The sequence below is a fragment of the Microcoleus sp. LAD1_D3 genome (assembly GCF_036702135.1).
Classification (GTDB): Bacteria; Cyanobacteriota; Cyanobacteriia; order Cyanobacteriales; family Microcoleaceae; genus Microcoleus.
Genome location: NZ_JAUBSB010000042.1, coordinates 20,732 through 38,090 on the forward strand (window position 1 = coordinate 20,732; position 17,359 = coordinate 38,090).

17 protein-coding genes and 1 pseudogene are annotated in these 17,359 nt (G+C 47.4%); 6 read left to right on the forward strand and 12 right to left on the reverse strand.

The window, feature by feature from the left end; genetic code table 11:
• The first annotated feature begins 254 nt into the window (after nucleotides 1-254).
• Together QUA74_RS21000 and QUA74_RS21005 are read left to right on the forward strand one after the other, a co-directional pair.
• Nucleotides 255-893 (forward strand): lysophospholipid acyltransferase family protein, encoded by a 639-nt coding sequence (locus QUA74_RS21000; RefSeq protein ID WP_333333133.1) that lies wholly within the window; start codon nucleotides 255-257, stop codon nucleotides 891-893.
• 154 nt (nucleotides 894-1,047) lie between these two features.
• Nucleotides 1,048-1,581 (forward strand): hypothetical protein, encoded by a 534-nt coding sequence (locus QUA74_RS21005; protein ID WP_333333135.1) that lies wholly within the window; start codon nucleotides 1,048-1,050, stop codon nucleotides 1,579-1,581.
• 267 nt (nucleotides 1,582-1,848) lie between these two features.
• On the opposite strand, the gene QUA74_RS21010 is transcribed toward QUA74_RS21005, so the two are convergent.
• The 10 genes and pseudogenes from QUA74_RS21010 to QUA74_RS21055 form a co-directional block, all read right to left on the reverse strand.
• Entirely contained in the window at nucleotides 1,849-2,394 is a 546-nt protein-coding gene (locus tag QUA74_RS21010) for a GAF domain-containing protein (protein WP_333333137.1), read from the reverse strand.
• Between the two features lie 175 nt (nucleotides 2,395-2,569).
• The gene (locus QUA74_RS21015; protein ID WP_333333138.1) at nucleotides 2,570-3,160 is read right to left on the reverse strand and encodes a YdcF family protein; all 591 of its coding nucleotides are present in this window, start codon (nucleotides 3,158-3,160) and stop codon (nucleotides 2,570-2,572) included.
• 722 nt (nucleotides 3,161-3,882) lie between these two features.
• Nucleotides 3,883-4,713, reverse strand: coding sequence for a GUN4 domain-containing protein (locus tag QUA74_RS21020; RefSeq protein ID WP_333333139.1), 831 nt, complete (start codon nucleotides 4,711-4,713; stop codon nucleotides 3,883-3,885).
• Nucleotides 4,714-4,865: 152 nt separating this feature from the next.
• Nucleotides 4,866-6,008 carry a hybrid sensor histidine kinase/response regulator gene (locus tag QUA74_RS21025; protein ID WP_333333141.1) on the reverse strand — a complete coding sequence of 381 codons (1,143 nt, stop codon included), beginning with the start codon at nucleotides 6,006-6,008 and terminating at the stop codon, nucleotides 4,866-4,868.
• Between the two features lie 151 nt (nucleotides 6,009-6,159).
• Nucleotides 6,160-8,826: a GAF domain-containing protein gene (locus QUA74_RS21030; protein WP_333333143.1), complete on the reverse strand. Its 2,667-nt coding sequence runs from the start codon at nucleotides 8,824-8,826 to the stop codon at nucleotides 6,160-6,162.
• Nucleotides 8,827-9,407: 581 nt separating this feature from the next.
• Nucleotides 9,408-10,541, reverse strand: a complete 1,134-nt coding sequence (locus QUA74_RS21035) for a glycosyltransferase (protein ID WP_333333145.1) — start codon at nucleotides 10,539-10,541, stop codon at nucleotides 9,408-9,410.
• Between the two features lie 693 nt (nucleotides 10,542-11,234).
• Nucleotides 11,235-12,383 (reverse strand): NAD-dependent epimerase/dehydratase family protein, encoded by a 1,149-nt coding sequence (locus QUA74_RS21040; protein ID WP_333333147.1) that lies wholly within the window; start codon nucleotides 12,381-12,383, stop codon nucleotides 11,235-11,237.
• Nucleotides 12,384-12,493: 110 nt separating this feature from the next.
• On the reverse strand, nucleotides 12,494-13,084 hold the full coding sequence (locus QUA74_RS21045) for a chromophore lyase CpcT/CpeT (RefSeq protein ID WP_333333148.1): 591 nt from the start codon (nucleotides 13,082-13,084) through the stop codon (nucleotides 12,494-12,496).
• Between the two features lie 223 nt (nucleotides 13,085-13,307).
• Nucleotides 13,308-13,430: pseudogene (locus QUA74_RS29920) on the reverse strand (helix-turn-helix domain-containing protein); the annotation flags it as partial.
• Between the two features lie 107 nt (nucleotides 13,431-13,537).
• On the reverse strand, nucleotides 13,538-13,750 hold the full coding sequence (locus tag QUA74_RS21055) for a helix-turn-helix transcriptional regulator (RefSeq protein ID WP_333150720.1): 213 nt from the start codon (nucleotides 13,748-13,750) through the stop codon (nucleotides 13,538-13,540).
• Nucleotides 13,751-13,882: 132 nt separating this feature from the next.
• On the opposite strand from QUA74_RS21055, the gene QUA74_RS21060 reads away from it, so the two are divergent.
• The 3 genes from QUA74_RS21060 to QUA74_RS21070 all read left to right on the forward strand — a co-directional run bounded on the left by QUA74_RS21060 (nucleotide 13,883) and on the right by QUA74_RS21070 (nucleotide 14,917).
• Nucleotides 13,883-14,116, forward strand: a complete 234-nt coding sequence (locus tag QUA74_RS21060; RefSeq protein ID WP_333333150.1) for a hypothetical protein — start codon at nucleotides 13,883-13,885, stop codon at nucleotides 14,114-14,116.
• A 109-nt stretch (nucleotides 14,117-14,225) separates the two neighbouring features.
• Nucleotides 14,226-14,546: a hypothetical protein gene (locus QUA74_RS21065; RefSeq protein WP_333333152.1), complete on the forward strand. Its 321-nt coding sequence runs from the start codon at nucleotides 14,226-14,228 to the stop codon at nucleotides 14,544-14,546.
• Between the two features lie 29 nt (nucleotides 14,547-14,575).
• A complete protein-coding gene (locus tag QUA74_RS21070; protein WP_333057379.1) occupies nucleotides 14,576-14,917 on the forward strand; it encodes an HNH endonuclease in 342 nt (113 codons plus the stop codon).
• A gap of 151 nt (nucleotides 14,918-15,068) precedes the next feature.
• On the opposite strand, the gene petL is transcribed toward QUA74_RS21070, so the two are convergent.
• A complete protein-coding gene (gene petL, locus QUA74_RS21075; protein WP_333139216.1) occupies nucleotides 15,069-15,170 on the reverse strand; it encodes a cytochrome b6-f complex subunit PetL in 102 nt (33 codons plus the stop codon).
• Nucleotides 15,171-15,247: 77 nt separating this feature from the next.
• Between petL and aroB the strand changes: the two genes are divergently transcribed.
• Nucleotides 15,248-16,342 (forward strand): 3-dehydroquinate synthase, encoded by a 1,095-nt coding sequence (aroB, locus tag QUA74_RS21080; RefSeq protein ID WP_333333154.1) that lies wholly within the window; start codon nucleotides 15,248-15,250, stop codon nucleotides 16,340-16,342.
• A 96-nt stretch (nucleotides 16,343-16,438) separates the two neighbouring features.
• On the opposite strand, the gene QUA74_RS21085 is transcribed toward aroB, so the two are convergent.
• Nucleotides 16,439-17,209: a tetratricopeptide repeat protein gene (locus QUA74_RS21085; RefSeq protein ID WP_333333156.1), complete on the reverse strand. Its 771-nt coding sequence runs from the start codon at nucleotides 17,207-17,209 to the stop codon at nucleotides 16,439-16,441.
• Nucleotides 17,210-17,359 lie beyond the last annotated feature (150 nt).

Here is a 17,359-nt window from a genome sequence, read left to right on the forward strand (position 1 = left end):
GCGGGTGAAGAAGACCCTCAAACGCTCGAAATCTTGGGATCGGGCCATCGCTCGATCGGATTCTTTTATAAAGCAAGAGCCAATAAATCTGGTTTATTGTCGCGCGCCTTCGCCTAGAATGACGCAACTCCGTCAATCGCACTCAACAGCGGGCTGGCATTGCCCGCCCTAAAAACTTAAACAATATTGTTAATTTTTTATAGCTGAGCTGATAGGCTGATATTCAATGCAATTTACGGTAAATAGGTTTTTCTGTGAGCAAAAGTCGCGAACCAGTCGAAAGTTTACTTCTCTACTATTTATTCAAATGGTCAATTGTCAGCCCGATGCTGCACCTGTACTTTCGGGGCCGCATCTACGGTGCCGAAAATGTTCCCACAGAAGGGCCGCTGGTGGTAGTCAGCAATCACGCCAGCGATTTTGACCCGCCGATTTTGTCGAATTGCATGAGGCGGCCGGTCGCATTTATGGCGAAGGAAGAGTTATTTAAAGTTCCTATTTTGAAGCAGGCAATTACGCTTTACGGTGCTTATCCAGTGAAACGGGAAAGTGCCGATCGCAGTGCTATTCGATCGGCTATCAACTCTTTGGACAATGGATGGGCGACGGGTGTATTTTTGCAAGGAACTCGCACGCCAGACGGCAGAATTACTGAACCGAAATTAGGTGCTGCGCTGATAGCTGCTAAGGCTAAAGCGCCGCTGTTACCTGTTAGTTTGTGGGGAACTCACGCGATCGCGTCGAAAGGTTCGGCAGTGCCGCGTCCGGTGCCGCTGACGGTGCGAATTGGCAAGCTAATTGAAGCGCCCGGTTCTTCGGATCGCGAGGAGTTGGAAGCGCTGACTCAAAGATGTGCGATCGAGATTAATGCCATGCACGATTTGGGTCGCTGATTTTATAACTTTTGTTGCTGTTTTTCAGGTTATATCTACAGATAGATGAATGCTGAAGATAAACATCGAAAAATATCAATATAAGTGATTGAAAACAAGCGCAATAATTAGGCTTGAATGTGAGTTTAATTTGAGAGGAGATAAGAAGAAAGATATGGTAACAAGCAATCAAACCCGCGCGTTGGGATTGTTTTCTAACCGCGAAGAGGCTGAGCAAGCTCTGACAGAATTGAAATCTTCCGGGTTTCCAATGGATAAAGTTTCGGTTGTTGCTAGGGATGCAGGCGAGTCTGTAGGCGATACTCAAACGATCGCTCAGGTGGGCGATAAAAATCTAGACACAGGAGCAGGAGTGGTAGCAGACACTCTGACAAATAGTGCTTTAGCCACCGTGCTAGTGGGTCTCGGAAGTTTAGCTATTCCCGGAATCGGGCCGATGATTGCAGCGGGGACTTTGGGCGCCGCACTGGTGGCTAGCGTAGCAAGCACTGGCGTCTCGGCGGCGGCTTTCGGTGGAGTGGTGAAGGCTTTGACTGACTTGGGAATTCCCGAAGAAACAGCTAGAATTTACACCGATCGCCTGCACGCCGGCGATTATTTGGTGGTAGTAGATGGCGCTGAGGATGATATTAGTCGGGCTCAAGGGATTTTCAGCAGTCGGGGCATTCAAAATTGGGGCGTTTTTTAAACAAGAATTGTGTACCAAACTCTATCTGTAGGGCGATGCACACCCCACCATGGGTGATAACTCTTAGCTCGAATTTAGTACCCGAATTTTCTGTGAAAATTAGCGCATCGATCCCCCCTAACTAAAAAAGGGGGGAACCGGAAATGGTCTTTCGTCTGCCGGAAAGGGGATTGAGATTCGGCTAAAACCCAGATCGAGACCGGGTTTTAGTCTTAAGTTTACATTCATTCATTGCCCACCCCCTCCCTACAAGTCAATTAATGATTTTTATGGCTCATCTTTTGATGCTGAGGCGGTGACATAAGCGACAGCTAAAGGCGAAATTTTTTCTGTAACTGCTGCGATAACTTGGCGGTCGAACTCACTCCACACTCTGGGGCGATCGAACATACAAGGCTGCAAAACCCCCCACAATAAGCCGTCAGCACAAAGGTGAGCGTGAATCAAAGCTCGATGTCCGAACTCTTTTGCCTCAAAATTTTTGTTGACTACTTCAGGATTTGCTGTTTCAACATCCTCAACAAAAATCGACGGTTCAGTTCGCAAAGCTGCTGCAAACAAAGGGTCTTCTTCCCCTAAAGATTCTGGTTCTTTTTTCCATTCCGCGTCCCAAACCTCGGGATAGTTTGAGTTGCGACGCCAGCAGTAAGGTACTCGGCCAATTTGGGTTTCAGGACTGCGGAGGTAGAGAAAGACGCGATCGCAATTTAACACCTCGCCTAAAGCCGGCACCAAAGCCGAAAAAACAGCATCGGGCGTTTTGGTGTCACTCAAAATTTTATCCAGAACTTGCGACAGAATTTGGTCGGTCATTAACTTTAGCTTTTGAAGTTCATCTACTAATTTTAAACTACTCCTTCTCTTCTGTTCTCTTCTCTTACGCATTTATCATCAGCATCTTCCCAGTTCATTAAATAGTTATAGAAAACAAGTTTTAAAACCAGAGAAAATGGCAAAAAATTAACACTTGCTCAATGCTTTCCTTGGTTTATTCAATTCTGGCTTGGCTGAAGTTAGCACCTGTATAACCGGTTGTCAGCCACAGAATAGCCCTAGCGCCGTCGCGAACAGCTTTTTCCACCGGTTCGGGGGTTCGCCCAGACGGAACTGCCACAGGCTTAAAGCTAATGCCTCGACTGCCAAGCACGATTTCGCCGATAATCTGAGCTCGCCGCATATGATCGTCAGAAGTGATCAGATACACGCTCTCAATCCCTTGAGCTTTCAATTCATCTACCAGGGTGGTAAAATTTGTTACCGTATCCACTGCTCTGTAGTCTAAGTGCAGGCGATCGGACTCAATTCCCGCTTCGGAAAACACCCATTCTGCGAACTCTGGATTGCTCCCAGAGGACACCCAAATCGGCAATTCAGGATGCGATCGAGCAAATTTGGCGGCAAACAGCTCTCGCTCCGTAGCCCCACCTAGAACTAACACAGCTTGGGGTTTCTGAAATTCGCTCTTAACCTGCTGATAGCCAAACCAGCACGCCATCAAAAGCCCTACTAGGAACCAAAAACTGCGTGAAGTGTTCAAACGCTTGTAACGCCGCGTGTTTGAATGGATTCTTAACCACATCTAAACCTATAAAAATTTTATGTAACTGACAAAGGAACCATAACAAAAAATACCGCACGTATAGCCCACTAACAGGAATTAAAAATTAAAAATTAAAACTGGGTCTGGGGATCATAGATTTTAGATTTTAGATTTTAGATTTTAGATTGACTCTACGCTTATGTTGGGGGCTTAAACCGGGGATTTTAGATTTTAGATTTGAGAGGGACTCTATAGGGCTTGCTGAATAAGTCCTCGTCTTCCAGCAAGTATTCGTCTGTGGGCCAATTCCTGAGCGGATATGCAAAAAAGAGGGGCAAAACTTAGGCTTACCCCTCCTGCTTTTAATTTTTCTTGATTTTTAACGGGACTGGCCGGGTTCGAACCGGCGACCTAGCGCTTCAGATTTGTGTGAGTTTCCCCACTCTCTGGACTATACCTTCACCATAGGCTTGCAGCCTTTAGGTGGTGACCGTCTAGTCTCTAAACCTTCCTGATTTCAATATAGGCGGTCGTTTAATCGCCATGAACTCAGGCTTGGCTTGGTATTGCCTTAGAGCCATAGGAACCCATGAACTCTTTAGGTTTCACCAAATTTGACCACATTCACTCCTAGAGTTTCCTCGCAGGGTGCCCGATTCTTCAGGAGGCGCTTGCTCTATCCATCTGAGCCACAGCCCCAGTTGCTAAACCGTTTTGATTATAGCAGTTAATGTCGATTTTGAATTTTTTATTTTGGATGATTAGCGATCGCCAGTTGCAAGTTTCGCAGCGATGCGGGCCAAGTTTTCTGCTGCGGTGAGTTTACCCGCACCGTAACAGGCGCGCTGTCTCCATGCGGTGACGGGTAGATGTCCGGCGGGAGCATTTTCGTTGAAGGAGAGCTCGCTGTAATATTTCCAATTTTCCTTGACTCGCCAGCCGACTCGATCGCAAAATTCAGTATAATTTGCCTCGGTACTTTCCCAAATCTGCTGCTGCACGCTCAACCCGAACCGCCCGCTGCTGTATTGTTGCCAAAGTTGGTCGATCGTGCGAAGGTCTGTAGCAGGAAAACTGTCAATATCGGCTGCACTCAGCCAGCCTTCGTCTTCTCTGACAGCGATTTGCAGCAAGATTTCCCAAGTGTGTTCATCAGCTTTGCGCCATTTTCCGGTTTCTAATAGCTTTGTCAGTTGTCGGTAGTCCATCCCCACTTCGGAGATAGCCGGAGGTGAGTCAGGTATGGCGCCGATTTTGTCTTCGAGTCGCAGTAGAGTGCTGACAATCAATTCGGGGTTCAGTTGTTCGAGGCGGTACAGAACCCATTCTAACTGAGATTGAATGTATGTGCGGGCGATCGCACCTTCCTGAAATTCGCTCTGCAACTCATCAAATTTAGCTGACCAATGTTGTTGATTGCGGGTCAATTCCCACATTTGTTTTGCCCACTGCAATCTAACTTTTTCTTTTTTTAAATAACTTTTGGAAGGTTTAGCACGCTGCGGGTAGGGAGTCAAATCCCAGCCGCAGATTGAGCAAAACTCTGCTTTTTCTTCTATGTATTCAGCACCGCACACTGGACAGTTAGACATATTGCCATAAATTCGGTTGCCAAGTAATTATATGACATCGGGTAAGTTAACCATAATTCGAGTAGTGCGGACTTCGCACCTTACAATGAGAGTTAATTATCAGTGGTAAGGTGCGTCCTGCGCCACCGAAAGTTAGAGTTATTTATACCGCTCTAACAAGGCAAGCGAATAGTAAACAAACTGCCTTTGCCCAAATCTGATTTTACTTCGATCGTGCCGCGGTGAGCTTCGACTATTTGGCGGCAGAGGTGTAATCCCAAACCTGTACCGGATTTCTTGTGAGTTCCGGGCCCAAACCTTTCAAATAACTTTGCTTTTTCGGTGGGAGAAATGCCTGCGCCGGTGTCTTGGATTTCTATGATTACCCATGCCAGCGGTTGGTTTTTGAAGCTAGTATAAGCAGGTGAATTGGCCGCTTTTAAGCTGACATTTATTGAGCCGCTGTCGGTGAATTTAATCGCATTTCCGATTAAATTTGTCAGCAAGCGGTGCAGTTCCAGACGATCGCCCGGATACTTCGCAATCGGTGCACTTTCTGCACTTTCTGTCAAGTCTAAATTCACCGACAAACTTTTAGCATCGGCTAGGGGAGCTAGTTCTTCAGCTACTTCATTAATGAGCTGGCGCAAGTCCACGGGAGCAAAACTTAGGGATTTGCGGCCTGCTTCGTAGCGGTATACTTCCAGCAACATATTTACCATCGCGATCAGGTTTTTGTTGCTGCGAACCATCGTCCCGAAAGCGTCGCGCATGGGAAGGGAAATTTCTCCCAAAGCTCCCTGCTGCATTAAAGTTAGCATTCGATCGGCTGCTACGAGGGGTGTTCGCAAGTCGTGAGCGAGTCGGGAGACAAAATCTTCGCGCTGGAGGGCGATCGAATTGCGCTCATCTACGCTGTGTTTTAGTCGCAGGAGCGATCGAACTCTCGCCAGCAGTTCATCCATTTCGACTGGTTTGCGGATGAAATCGTCTGCTCCCATGTCCAATCCCTGGACTACGCTCGCACTGTCGTGAGCCGTGATCAGCAAAATCGGGATAAAGGGCAATTCCTTATTTTGTCGGATTCGTTTAGTGACTTCGTAACCATCCATTCCCGGCATCATCACGTCTAGCAGTACCAAATCTGGGGCTGACTTGTCAATTTGACTCAAGGCAGAAAAGCCGTTTTCTGCCGTGCTAATTTCGTAACCTTCTTCTTCTAGGATTGTTTGTACCAACAAAACATTATCTGGTGCGTCGTCTACCACCAGAATGCGATCGGCTTTTGTGGCATTCGGAACAGATAAATAAGTCATTTAATTGCTAGCCTGGAAATAAATACTAAACTTTAATATGGCATTCGATTTATGTTTTCATATTTTTACACTTGTTAACTCTGTCATAAGGAAGATCTCACAACTTTATCAAATCTTTTTACTTTTGAGCCCTCGGATGTAATATAATCTACTACTTGGTTGTCATCGTATGCACGCCGTCCCAATCATCGGGCGGGGGTACTTCCAAATAGCTTAGGGATCGATCGAGGTGAACTTCCACAGGTCGATCGCTCGGTCGCATTGCTAAAGCCGCTTCAAAATAACTAATAGCTTTCTGAAAATTTCTAGCAATATAAGCCTCCCTACCGTTACTGTAAAGTTCCATAAACCGAAGGGTTTCCCCGTCGATGGGTTCAGAACTATTTTGCAACAACTCGTAAATGCCCACCGGCTGATTTTTGCCCTTAACCCGCACCTTGTCCAACTCTCGCACCCAAATCCGTTCGCTGCACAAACTGTATGTAAATTCGCTCAAAATTATATCGCACCCGTACTCCTTTGTAAGCTGTTCCAATCGCGAACTCAAATTCACCGCATCCCCGATTACCGTGTAATCCATCCGCTTTTGGGAACCAATATTTCCCGAAACCACCTCTCCGGAACTAATCCCAATTCCGAAGCGAAACGGAACTTCGCCGGGGCGAGAATCATTAAACTCTTTCAAACGCCGGCGCATATCTAAAGCCGACTGAACCGCCATCCAACCGTGACTTTCCGGGGGATTCAGCGGCAGGGGCGCGCCGAACACCGCCATTACAGCATCGCCGATAAACTTGTCTAAAGTGCCTTCGTAGTGGAAAACGGCCTCCACCATCGTCTCAAAATATTCGTTTAGCAGGGATACCACCTCGGAGGCTCCCAGATTTTCGGTCAGCGTGGTGTAGCCGCGAATGTCGGAAAATAAAATAGTCACTTCTTTGCGTTCGCCCACCATCATGGCGCCTTCACCTAAAGCCATCACTTTATCTACGACTCCAGGAGTCAGGTAGCGGTACATCGTATTTTTCATCCGCTTTTCGTGGCTGATGTCTTCGAGTACCACTAAACCACCGCGCACGCCGCCTTCTGGATTGATTAGCGGGTTGACAGTCAAATTCAAACTACGTTCAATTACTTTAATTCGAGAGGCGGGGATGGGCAGCGGACAATAAGGGTGATACAGGGCAGAATTTCGCAACGCAAATAGAGATTGGGCATTAGCTAATTCTGCCAGCGCTACTTCCTCAGTCCACGCGCGGTTTTCGCCCCAAGCGTAATATAAATTCGGATCTGTGCGATCGGGCACGGCCAAAATATAACTTTCTTCTTCTTCTTCTTCTTCTTTTTCTTTTTGTTGGGAATTTAGCGTTTTTTCCACCAACAATCCCAAAGTTAAACTTTGTTCGGGAACGTAATGTCTGGCAGCATTTTTGAGACTGTCTTCTAGTCGAAATTGCAAATTGTCGATCGGCAAAACTTCCCAAACATAGCGATTCACAAGTTTATCTTCCCAACTCTGGGGATTTTGTTTGCTTTTAGGTTGATTTACTGGACACCCCAACAATTCTAGGGCTGCTTCGTTGATCGTCACAACTCGCCCCTTTAAATCCGTGGAAATCACTGCATCAGAAAGACTTTGCAGCATATCTTTCTGATACTGCTTTTCGACCATCACGTTCTGAAACAGTTGAGAATTTTGCAACGCCATTCCCGCTTGGGAATTAAACGCTCGCAAAAACTCTTCGTCGGAAGGGGTGAAAGTACCTTGGTTCTTATTAATTAGCTGAGTCACCCCGATCAGCTCACCTTTAGCGTTATGCACCGGCATACACAAGACAGTGCGAGTGCGGTATCCCGTTTGCCTGTCAGTAGAGGGGTCAAAGCGGGGATCGTCGTAAGCATCTGTAATATTTAGAGGTTGACCAGTCGAAGCCACGTAGCCAGCAATTCCCTTATTAGCAGGAATGCGGAGATCTACCATCGTTTTGCCGTCGGCCTTGGCGACTTTTGTCCAAAGTTCGTTAGTTTCCCGATTTAATAAAAATAGCGTGCTGCGATCGGCTTGCATCAAGTCGCGAGCTTGATCCATGACAGAGCGCAAAGTTGTTTCCAAGTCAAGACTTTGACCCAAAGTCGTGGTCGCTCTCAGCAGTGCGGCAACCCCTCGCTGGTTGCGGGCGACGACGTAGAAAGACTGACAGCTTTCGAGAATAATCCCGATCGAATCTGCAAAAGCCTGGAACTGCTGTTCGTCTTCCTCGCTAAAGGAAACATTGCCAGCTTTATTTAAGAGTCTGACCACCGCTACGGGTTCGTGTTGGCTCTTGCTGCTAAAAATCGGCATACAGAGCATGGTCTCGATCTGATAGCCCGGTGGTTCGTCTACTTCGGAATTAAAATGCTCGTGCGATCGAGCTTCGGTGACATTGATCGATTTTCCGGTTGTTGCTACGTAGCCTAAAATGCCTGCATCCATCGGCAAGCGTACTTCTACATCCTCGCCCGTAAGTGGATCAACTGTTTTGTGCCACAGTTGATTTTTGTTGGAGTCAACCAAAAAAATTGTTGTCCGGTCTGCTTGCAGAATCTGACCAATTTTAACAGTGAAGGCATCTAACAGTTGCTCTAAGAGAGTTTCGAGTGCTTCATTGTTAATCAGGTCCATCGCCCGGATAAATTGCTGAAATTCAGCCGTGATAAAGTCCAGCAGGCACACTAATTCAGGAACTGGCAGGCTCTTAACACGGGAGGTCAATGCCCCCATAAAATTGACTTGAGTCAGTGTAGCCAGAACGCTACCAGTATTGGAGAATGTCATGATTAACTGCTTGCTCAGAGGGGTAGACTGACCGCAGGTCGATCTGCGCGAGATTCGCCGGCGGTGCAAACTCTTGAATTTGTTTGCAAGCGCATCGGCACTCGCTTGTCGCTTTGATGAATCGTGAGTTCAAAAGTGGCGCACGCAACTTCAGTTTGCTTGTTATGTATGCTCGATCGATCTTTTTTACAACCTGGATACTGATGAGGGTTCGTCAATTAAAGCTGAACTTGAGTTCGGAACCGTATCCGCCGGAAAAGTAGCTCCCAGACTTTCGTTCGATCAAGAGTGCAAGGTAGATTTGACGCTCTGTGCTCGACTGCAGCGCGCGGTGTGACTGTTTTAGCGCACTCGGCGACCGTATCCGGTCAGGTAAAGGGCGCTATGAAAGCAGCGCGCAAGGCATTCCTACAGAGCTACTCATAGTTTAATGGTAAACGCAACAGCAGGATAGCGACGGTAATTTATGCAGCAAAAAAGTTTGATCAATCTTTGAGGACATCCCTCCTCACTACCAACTGACGATCGAACAGCGAAGCTAAGCTGGCGGTGATGTTTAGAGGTGCTAGAGCTCCTGACATTTAGGCCGCTCTGGGCATGGACTCGGCAAATACCACTGATTGATAGTAGCGCTGCAGTTGTGCAGCGGCGGCGGCCCAACCCCAGCGTTCGGCTTCTCGGCGAGCGTTATGGCGCAAGGTTTCCCGTTCTTCGGGATTGGCAAACAGACGCTTGGTGGCGGCTAGTGCTCCTTCTTCGTCGGCGGGGTCAAATAAATATCCGTTAACACCGTCGGTGACGATATCAGGAATTCCGCCACTGCGCGCCGCCACTACGGGCGTCCCCGCAGCCATTGCTTCTAGGAGCACTAAGCCTAGGGTTTCGGTGCGGGAGGGAAAAATGAAGGCGTCGGCGGATGCGTAAGCTGTTGCGAGTTCTTGCCCCTTGAGGTAGCCGACAAAATTAGTGGGGGTACCGGCAAAATATTGTTCAAGGGTTTGCCGATGCGGGCCGTCTCCCACTAGGGCGAGGCGGGCGTCGGGAATCGCTGCGAGGACTGGTTTGATGCGTTCGATTTCTTTTTCTGCACCGAGGCGGCCGACGTACAGCAGCAGGGGACTGTCTGGGTTATTTTCAGAAAGGCGCGATCGCATTTCTCGACTTGCCAATTCCGGGACAAACATTTCAGTATCTACGCCCCGCTGCCACAAATCTACTCGCTCAATGCCGTGGGTTCTCAATTCCTCCACCATTGCTGTAGAAGTACACAGATTCACTTCTGCTTGGTTGTGCGCTCCTTTGAGCAATTCCCACAATAAAGGTTCGAGGACTCCAAAACCGTAATGGTGCAAATATTTCGGCAAATGCGTGTGGTAAGAAGCCAAAATCGGAATGTTGAACTTTTTGCCGTAATATATACCCCCCAATCCCAAAATAGCGGGATTGACAACGTGAATAATATCCGGTTTAAACTGCTCTAATTGGCGACCGACAGCCGGAGAAGGAAGTGCCATTTTCAGTTCCGGGTACATCGGCAAAGGCAAACCCTCCACACCGTAAACCCGGGCGCCTTTGTATTCTTTAATCCCGTAATCTGGAGAAAATATCAGAACTTGTTCGCCCGCGCGCTGCAAATGATCGACGGTGTGAATCAGTCTGGTGACAATGCCGTCTATTTTCGGCAGGAAAGTTTCAGTGAAAAGAGCGATTCTCATAATAAATTGTTTAGGAAAGCGATGATAATCCTAGCCTCTGGAAGAAGTCAGGGTCGATGACAGGATACACTGTCTCGCGGGGAGTAAGTCATTGCGTGCGATCGGCTGCTGTTCAACGCTTCTTCTTTCTGTTTCACTGCCACTAATTCCGAGGGAGAGGTTTTTGGGGTAATATGCAAGCAAATTCCCTAAATGCCAATTGATAAAATTATCCCACCTAAAAGCAATCCCCCACCTTCGGCAAAGCAATTAATTCTGTGAATTTCCTCTGCTGTTCTGACAATGGATATTTCTGTTTCAGTGGTAGATGGGGCTTCGCTAACTCGGCGCTAATTTTGATAACTCGCCGTTAATGCAGCCCCTTCCGATATTAAATAATCATTACAAACTGCACTCGCTGTACATCCAGGCAGAACCACCAAAAGCAACAGAATGAGAATTCGACTTTTCACGGCTTTATTCCCAAAAAGTCAGCAGCAAAAACCTTATGCCATTTTGCAACTAAGCGCAGAGGACGCAGAGAACACAGAGCAAAAGATCAAAAAGATAGATATGAAAAAATTAATTTACAACGAAATCCCTTGTGAACTTGCAAACATTTCTCCTCTCTTCCCTTCTGTTCTCTTACTTAGCGCTCTTCGCGCCTTCGCGGTTCATTAAAAAATCTCTTATCCCGCAGGTAGATACCAGAACTTACTTCCAAGAAACCTTCGGCAAAATCTGGTTTTTATCGACACGGTGCTGATATTTTGTAGCAAAATTCAGCAGAGAATCGAGCAGGGAATCTGAGAGATAGTGCGGTTGCAAACCGAGGTCTAGCAAATTGGTGTTTTTGGCATTGAAATAATGTTCTTCTTTCTCGACTCTGGGATTTTCGATGTTGTTGATTTCTACTTTTAATCCCATTGCCATGCCCGCTTTTTGCACCAAGGAGGCTAAGTCGCCGACGCTGAATTGTTCGGTGAATTGGTTGAAGACGCGGAATTGTCCGGCTTCGGCAGGGTTGGCGATCGCCAATTCCACGCACCGCACGGTATCCCGAATGTCTAAGAAGCTGCGGGTTTGTCCGCCAGTGCCATAAACGGTCAAAGGATGACCGATCGCAGCTTGGATGCAAAATCTGTTCAATGCTGTACCGAATACTCCGTCGTAGTCTAAACGGTTGATCAACAGTTCATCCATGCCGGTTTCATCTGTGAGCACGCCGTATACTACGCCCTGATTTAAGTCGGTGGCCCTTAAACCCCAGATTTTGCAAGCAAAATGGATGTTGTGGGAGTCGTGGACTTTTGACAGGTGGTAGAAACTGCCCGGTTGTTTGGGATAGGGTAGTGTATCCTTGCGACCGTTGTGTTCGATCGTAATGTAGCCTTCTTCAATGTCAATATTCGGCGTGCCGTATTCGCCCATTGTCCCCAATTTCACTAGGTGACAGTCGGGGAAGTCTTCGCGGATGGCGTACAGCAGGTTGAGTGTCCCGACGACGTTATTGACTTGAGTGAGGACTGCGTGTTCGCGATCGATCATTGAGAAAGGTGCCGAACGCTGTTCGCCGAAATGGACTACAGCCTCTGGTGCAAATTTTCTCATGCTTTTGCTGAGAAAATCGTAGTTGGTGATGTCACCGACGAACAAGTCGATCGACTTGCCCGTTAAATCTTGCCATCGCTGGAGTCGTTGCTGAATCGGTGCGATGGGAGTGAGGGTGTCGCTGCACAGTTCCAGATCCCAGTGCCGCCGCACGAAGCTGTCGAGGATGCCAACTTCGTAACCTTTGTTAGAAAGGTAGAGTGCGGTTGCCCAACCGCAATAGCCATCGCCACCAATAACCAGGACTTTCATAAATCAACGGTGAATCTTGCTTGCCAATACTGGGTTAATGTACCAGGTATTGGTGCATTCTGAACCTTTAATCAAGCGTGTTCGCCCAGGAGGGACTCTGTTTTTTTGGATTAAACCGGAATTTCGTCGGCGAAACTGGCCCGGCGGGTGAATTCAAAAGGGCCGGCAAGGGCTCCCCAGACGTGGGCATCGGTTTCGGGGTCACGTCCACGATCGTGGCTAATAAACTTGTCTTGGTCAATCTCGAATTCGCTGTCTAGATAGGTTTTTTTGCCCTTTCTGACCACCATGCAGCCTTTTCCGGGTTCGACAGACCCTTTGAAGCTGTTGCCCGTCCACTGCGTAATAAAGGTGCAGCCGGGAAGCAGTGTCAGTTGTGCTTTTTTGATTTCTTGCAGCCGTTGCGGGTCGCGGGAAGCGCCGTAGAATTGTTCTTCGTTTTCTATGGCATAATTTTCGATGTCGATTCGATCGCCCACCGGGACTAATTTCAAAACTCGGACTCGGTACGGGACGTGCAGTTCGATATCATAGGCTTGTTCTAGGTACAAGCTGAACCCATCCAGAACTTCGACCGGCAAAGGCCTCATGCAGACGCGGATGTGGGCGAAGAAGGGCGGGTTTTCAAAGGCTTGGGCTTGGTTGCTGAAATCGGCGGCCATCCAGCGGGCGAGGGTGACGATATCGGTGGAATGAGTCATTTCGATTTTAGATTTGGGATTTTAGATTTTAGATTAAGGGGAGTAGAAGTTATTTTAGGGGAAAGCGGGCGATCTGCTATAGAAGGTAGTTATATGCTTTACGAACAAGTAAAGAAACGGCGGCGATAAGTACGGCATTAATCAACGTATCCCCTTAGCGAGATTGCCCTTTTCTTCTACCAGATATCGCATTTTTAGTGAAACTCGCCCCATTGGTGCGCCCTCAATCTTCCAAAATCTCGACCAAATCTTCCATTGTCACGTCGAAGGCGCGGGCAATTTTGTAGACAGCAGAAAGATCGACTGTATTCAAAGCATCGCGCCTCCCGTAGCTTTTTACCGTGTTGTAGTTGACTCCGGATCAATCGGCAACTTCTTTGAACGTCCAACCTCTTTGCTCAGCTAGTTCTCGAATCCGCAATCTAACATATCCCATTAGCGCGATCGCCCTTACTATTCCAAAAACTCGACCAAATCTTCAATCATTACGTCAAAAGCAAGGGCGATCTTCTGAACGGCACTCAGATCGACCATACTCATCCCATCATCGCGTCTAGCGTACCCTTTAACCGTGTTGTAATTAACCCCAGAGCGATCCGCCACGTCTTGCAGCGTCCAGCCCTTTTCTTCTGCCAACTCTCGAATTTTTAGTCGAACTCGCCCCATTTTGCCCTTGACAACAGGTTAGATTTAACCTTAAAATGTAAAAAATTCAAAACGATCGCCCTCAGAGCCTGGAAAACTTAAGGGCGATCGCCTTTTCTATCACACCCCGCGTTTGCGGGGAAGGATTACCCTATGATACCAACATCAAAGCCCAAATTAAACACTCATCCCTGGTGTATCGTGCGGCAATTGCCAAATATGCAGCGATTGGTGGTTGCTCGGTTCCACCGCCGAGGCGATGCTGAGGGATATATCCAGATTTTACAGCGGTTGTTGCCGACTGCTCAACACGCGATCGTTTTTGATACGACTGGGGCTGAGAAATTGACACAAGTGCGATCGACTCAATTAGAACGAATCGTGTAATTAATCAGGAGCGATCGTGTTTTATAGCAAGTGCGATCGCTCCTGATTAATTACACTTAACAACGGATAAGCTACAATATTCCAAGAGTATCTGAGAGCTGTTATTCCTATGAATACTCAATTAATGGTAAAACCTTCTTCTTTGATGCCCCAAGGCATCAAAATGGTAGAATTTGGGAATATTTACTTATTCAGATTTACCGACGCTCTCCAATCTCGCATGGAAGAACTGCTAGAGAGAAAAAGACTAGATTTGTTAACTGTCGATGAAATTCCAGAATTAGCTGGCATCATCGAACTATCCCGAATTTTTACCTTGATTAACGCCCAACTTTCCACCCAAGCTAAATGGTGTGCGATCACACTCGACAATTTATACGACAACGAGCTAAATATCTCTGCGAATACTGCCACTCTCCAGAATATCTAAGCCCAGATCGCTTTACCATAGATCATCTCATGCCCAAATCTCTCGGCGGATCTGATGACAGTGAAAATTTAGCATTAGCTTGCCGTCGCTGCAACGAACGCCACTACAATTTTACCAACGGAATTGACCAGGAAACTCAGCAAGAATGTTTATTATTTAATCCTCGTCAGCAGCAGTGGTCAGAACATTTTATCTGGACAGCAGATGGTCTAAATATTGTCCCTAAAACTCCCATAGGTCGAGCAACTTGCAATCGGCTTGACCTTAATGATGAACGTTATGATGAAGAGGATTCGATTCGGCGATCGCGCAGGTTTTGGGTAGAAGGTGGTTGGCATCCACCTGCTGAAGATGCTCGTCAATTAGAATAAGCACGATCGTTCAATCCAAAAGTTTTATGAAATGAAGCATTTGCGCCGTCAATCTACAGATAAACCTAGAGATTTTTGGCGCAAATACGTTGTAGAACTGATACTTTTGCCAGAGATTAAATCCTCTGGTTGAGACATCTAAATTAGCAAATTAGATGAGTTTGACAGCCCGCAGACCAAACATCAGGACTGTCGCCAAGCCGATCATGCCGCCAAAAAGCCCGAAATAAGTTATTATTCCGCTAAGAGTCATTGCAATTTCTCCAAAAAAATCAATAAAAAGACCTATAAGAACTATAATCTAAAATCTAATATCTAAATTAGATAAATATGCAATCCATAATTAAAGTTGACTTGGGGCCACAATCTTACAATGTTTGCGTGCGATCGGGCGGTTTAGACGAACTCGGCAGTCTGATGGGCGATCTAAGCTTGGGCAAAAAAGTGCTGCTGGTGTCGAATCAGTCGATTTTTCGGCAGTACGGCGAAAGAACAACCGCAGCCCTCGAATCAGCCGGTCTGGAAGTCGGTACCTGCATTTTACCACCGGGAGAACAGTACAAAACTTTAAATTCGGTGCAGAAAATTTACGGTGCGGCTTTGGAAAACCGTTTAGAACGTTCCTCGACAATGGTCGCTTTGGGCGGCGGGGTGGTGGGCGATATGACGGGTTTTGCGGCCGCGACTTGGCTGCGGGGAATTAATGTCGTGCAGGTTCCGACTTCGCTGCTGGCGATGGTTGATGCTTCTATTGGCGGCAAAACGGGGGTAAATCATCCTTTAGGGAAGAATTTAATCGGGGCTTTTCACCAGCCACGTTTGGTATTAATTGACCCGGATGTCCTCAAAACTCTGCCGGCGAGGGAGTTTCGTTCGGCGATGGCGGAAGTCATCAAGTACGGGGTGATTTGGGATGCTGAACTTTTCGGGAAGTTGGAGAATTGCAAGCGCTTGGATCAAATGCGCTATGTGAAGGCGGATTTGTTGGCAGAAATTTTAAGCAGGTCTTGCCAAGCTAAGGCTGAGGTGGTAAGCAAAGACGAGAAGGAATCGGGTTTGCGGGCGATTTTGAATTACGGGCACACCATCGGTCATGCTGTGGAAAGTTTAACCAATTACAAGGTGATCAATCACGGGGAAGGAGTAGCAATCGGCATGGCTGCGTCAAGCCGATTGGCTGTGGAGTTGGGAATGTGGGATGCTGAGTGCGATCGCCGCCAGTCTGCTTTGCTTGAAAAAGCGGGTTTACCTGCCAAATTGCCGGCGGGTGTGGATGTTGAGGAAATTTTGCATACTTTGCAACTGGATAAGAAGGTGCAGGATGGCAAGGTGCGGTTTGTGCTGCCGGTGCGCTTGGGTGAGGCCGCTGTGAGCGATCGGGTGGATGGGGATTTGATTATACAAGTTTTGAAGGAAATGCTTTAAATGCTCGTTTTTGGGGTTGTTTAACCGCTGCTAAAGCCTGATTAACGCCGATCGCTAAAGATGTTTTTTCTTTCAATGTGCGATCGGCGGTTGAGTTTAGGAACCGCTCGACCGCGAATTAATTTCCTCCAAAATTTTATCGACTCTGTTAGCCGATTGAGTTCTGCCTTGCTTGATAAATAACTCCTTAGCTTTTGTGAGGCTGGCTACTGCCTCAGCTTGGTTTTCCTTGTCTCCTTGCTGGTACAAACCGACTCCTAAATTGTTTAAAGCATCGGGATATTGATCGTTAATTTTAACGGCATGTCTCCACTGAACAATTGCCTCGGGCAACTGCCCCTGACTTGCCATCGCCACGCCTAAATCGTTGTGAGCTTTGGCGTGCTGCGGGTTGACTTCAATTGCTTTTTGGAATAGAGCGATCGCATCGCTCATTTTACCTTGCCCCGACAGCATACTTCCCAACTTGTAATAAGCATCCGCTTGTTTGGGATAGCGAGCCATTAGTTGCCGGTACAAAGCTTCGGCATTGACAGCATTTCCTTGACCGTAAAGGTCGTTGGCAGTTCTCAAGCCCACCGTGTAGCCTTTACCTACAACTTGGCACTTTTTCTCGGAGTTGCCTTCCTGCTTGCAAATCCTGAGTTCGTCTCCCTTCATTTCGTAGGACATAACTTCCCGAACAGCAGGGCCTCGGCGCGGGGTCTGCAAGTTCTGCGACTGCAAGTTTTGCGAGAGTTGCAGGGCGATTGGCTCAGCTTGTGCCGGTTGGGCCGCTGCTGCATTCCAGATTCCTGCACCCACCAAAATGCTTGGGGCGATCCACCTCAAGGGTTTGAACAAGCGAAACTCTCGATCGTTTTTCATGTCTTTTGTGGAAACGTGTTGTTGATATCCTGGGTTTCACTAGCGCCGTAAGAGTCGGAGCCGATGGGGCCCACCCGATGAAATAGTTAGTTATTAACAGTCGAGATATTTTAGCACTGTGTGACCGAGTTTGAGTTAAATTAGAGTAGA

Coding starts and splice junctions, on each gene's coding strand:
- QUA74_RS21005 (WP_333333135.1), top strand. CDS start 1,048: ATGGTAACAAGCAATCAAACCCGCGCGTTGGGATTGTTTTCTAACCGC.
- QUA74_RS21010 (WP_333333137.1), bottom strand. CDS start 2,394: ATGACCGACCAAATTCTGTCGCAAGTTCTGGATAAAATTTTGAGTGAC.
- QUA74_RS21015 (WP_333333138.1), bottom strand. CDS start 3,160: ATGTGGTTAAGAATCCATTCAAACACGCGGCGTTACAAGCGTTTGAAC.
- QUA74_RS21020 (WP_333333139.1), bottom strand. CDS start 4,713: ATGTCTAACTGTCCAGTGTGCGGTGCTGAATACATAGAAGAAAAAGCA.
- QUA74_RS21025 (WP_333333141.1), bottom strand. CDS start 6,008: ATGACTTATTTATCTGTTCCGAATGCCACAAAAGCCGATCGCATTCTG.
- QUA74_RS21030 (WP_333333143.1), bottom strand. CDS start 8,826: ATGACATTCTCCAATACTGGTAGCGTTCTGGCTACACTGACTCAAGTC.
- QUA74_RS21035 (WP_333333145.1), bottom strand. CDS start 10,541: ATGAGAATCGCTCTTTTCACTGAAACTTTCCTGCCGAAAATAGACGGC.
- QUA74_RS21040 (WP_333333147.1), bottom strand. CDS start 12,383: ATGAAAGTCCTGGTTATTGGTGGCGATGGCTATTGCGGTTGGGCAACC.
- QUA74_RS21045 (WP_333333148.1), bottom strand. CDS start 13,084: ATGACTCATTCCACCGATATCGTCACCCTCGCCCGCTGGATGGCCGCC.
- QUA74_RS21055 (WP_333150720.1), bottom strand. CDS start 13,750: ATGGGGCGAGTTCGACTAAAAATTCGAGAGTTGGCAGAAGAAAAGGGC.
- QUA74_RS21060 (WP_333333150.1), top strand. CDS start 13,883: ATGATACCAACATCAAAGCCCAAATTAAACACTCATCCCTGGTGTATC.
- QUA74_RS21065 (WP_333333152.1), top strand. CDS start 14,226: ATGAATACTCAATTAATGGTAAAACCTTCTTCTTTGATGCCCCAAGGC.
- QUA74_RS21070 (WP_333057379.1), top strand. CDS start 14,576: ATGCCCAAATCTCTCGGCGGATCTGATGACAGTGAAAATTTAGCATTA.
- petL (WP_333139216.1), bottom strand. CDS start 15,170: ATGACTCTTAGCGGAATAATAACTTATTTCGGGCTTTTTGGCGGCATG.
- aroB (WP_333333154.1), top strand. CDS start 15,248: ATGCAATCCATAATTAAAGTTGACTTGGGGCCACAATCTTACAATGTT.
- QUA74_RS21085 (WP_333333156.1), bottom strand. CDS start 17,209: ATGAAAAACGATCGAGAGTTTCGCTTGTTCAAACCCTTGAGGTGGATC.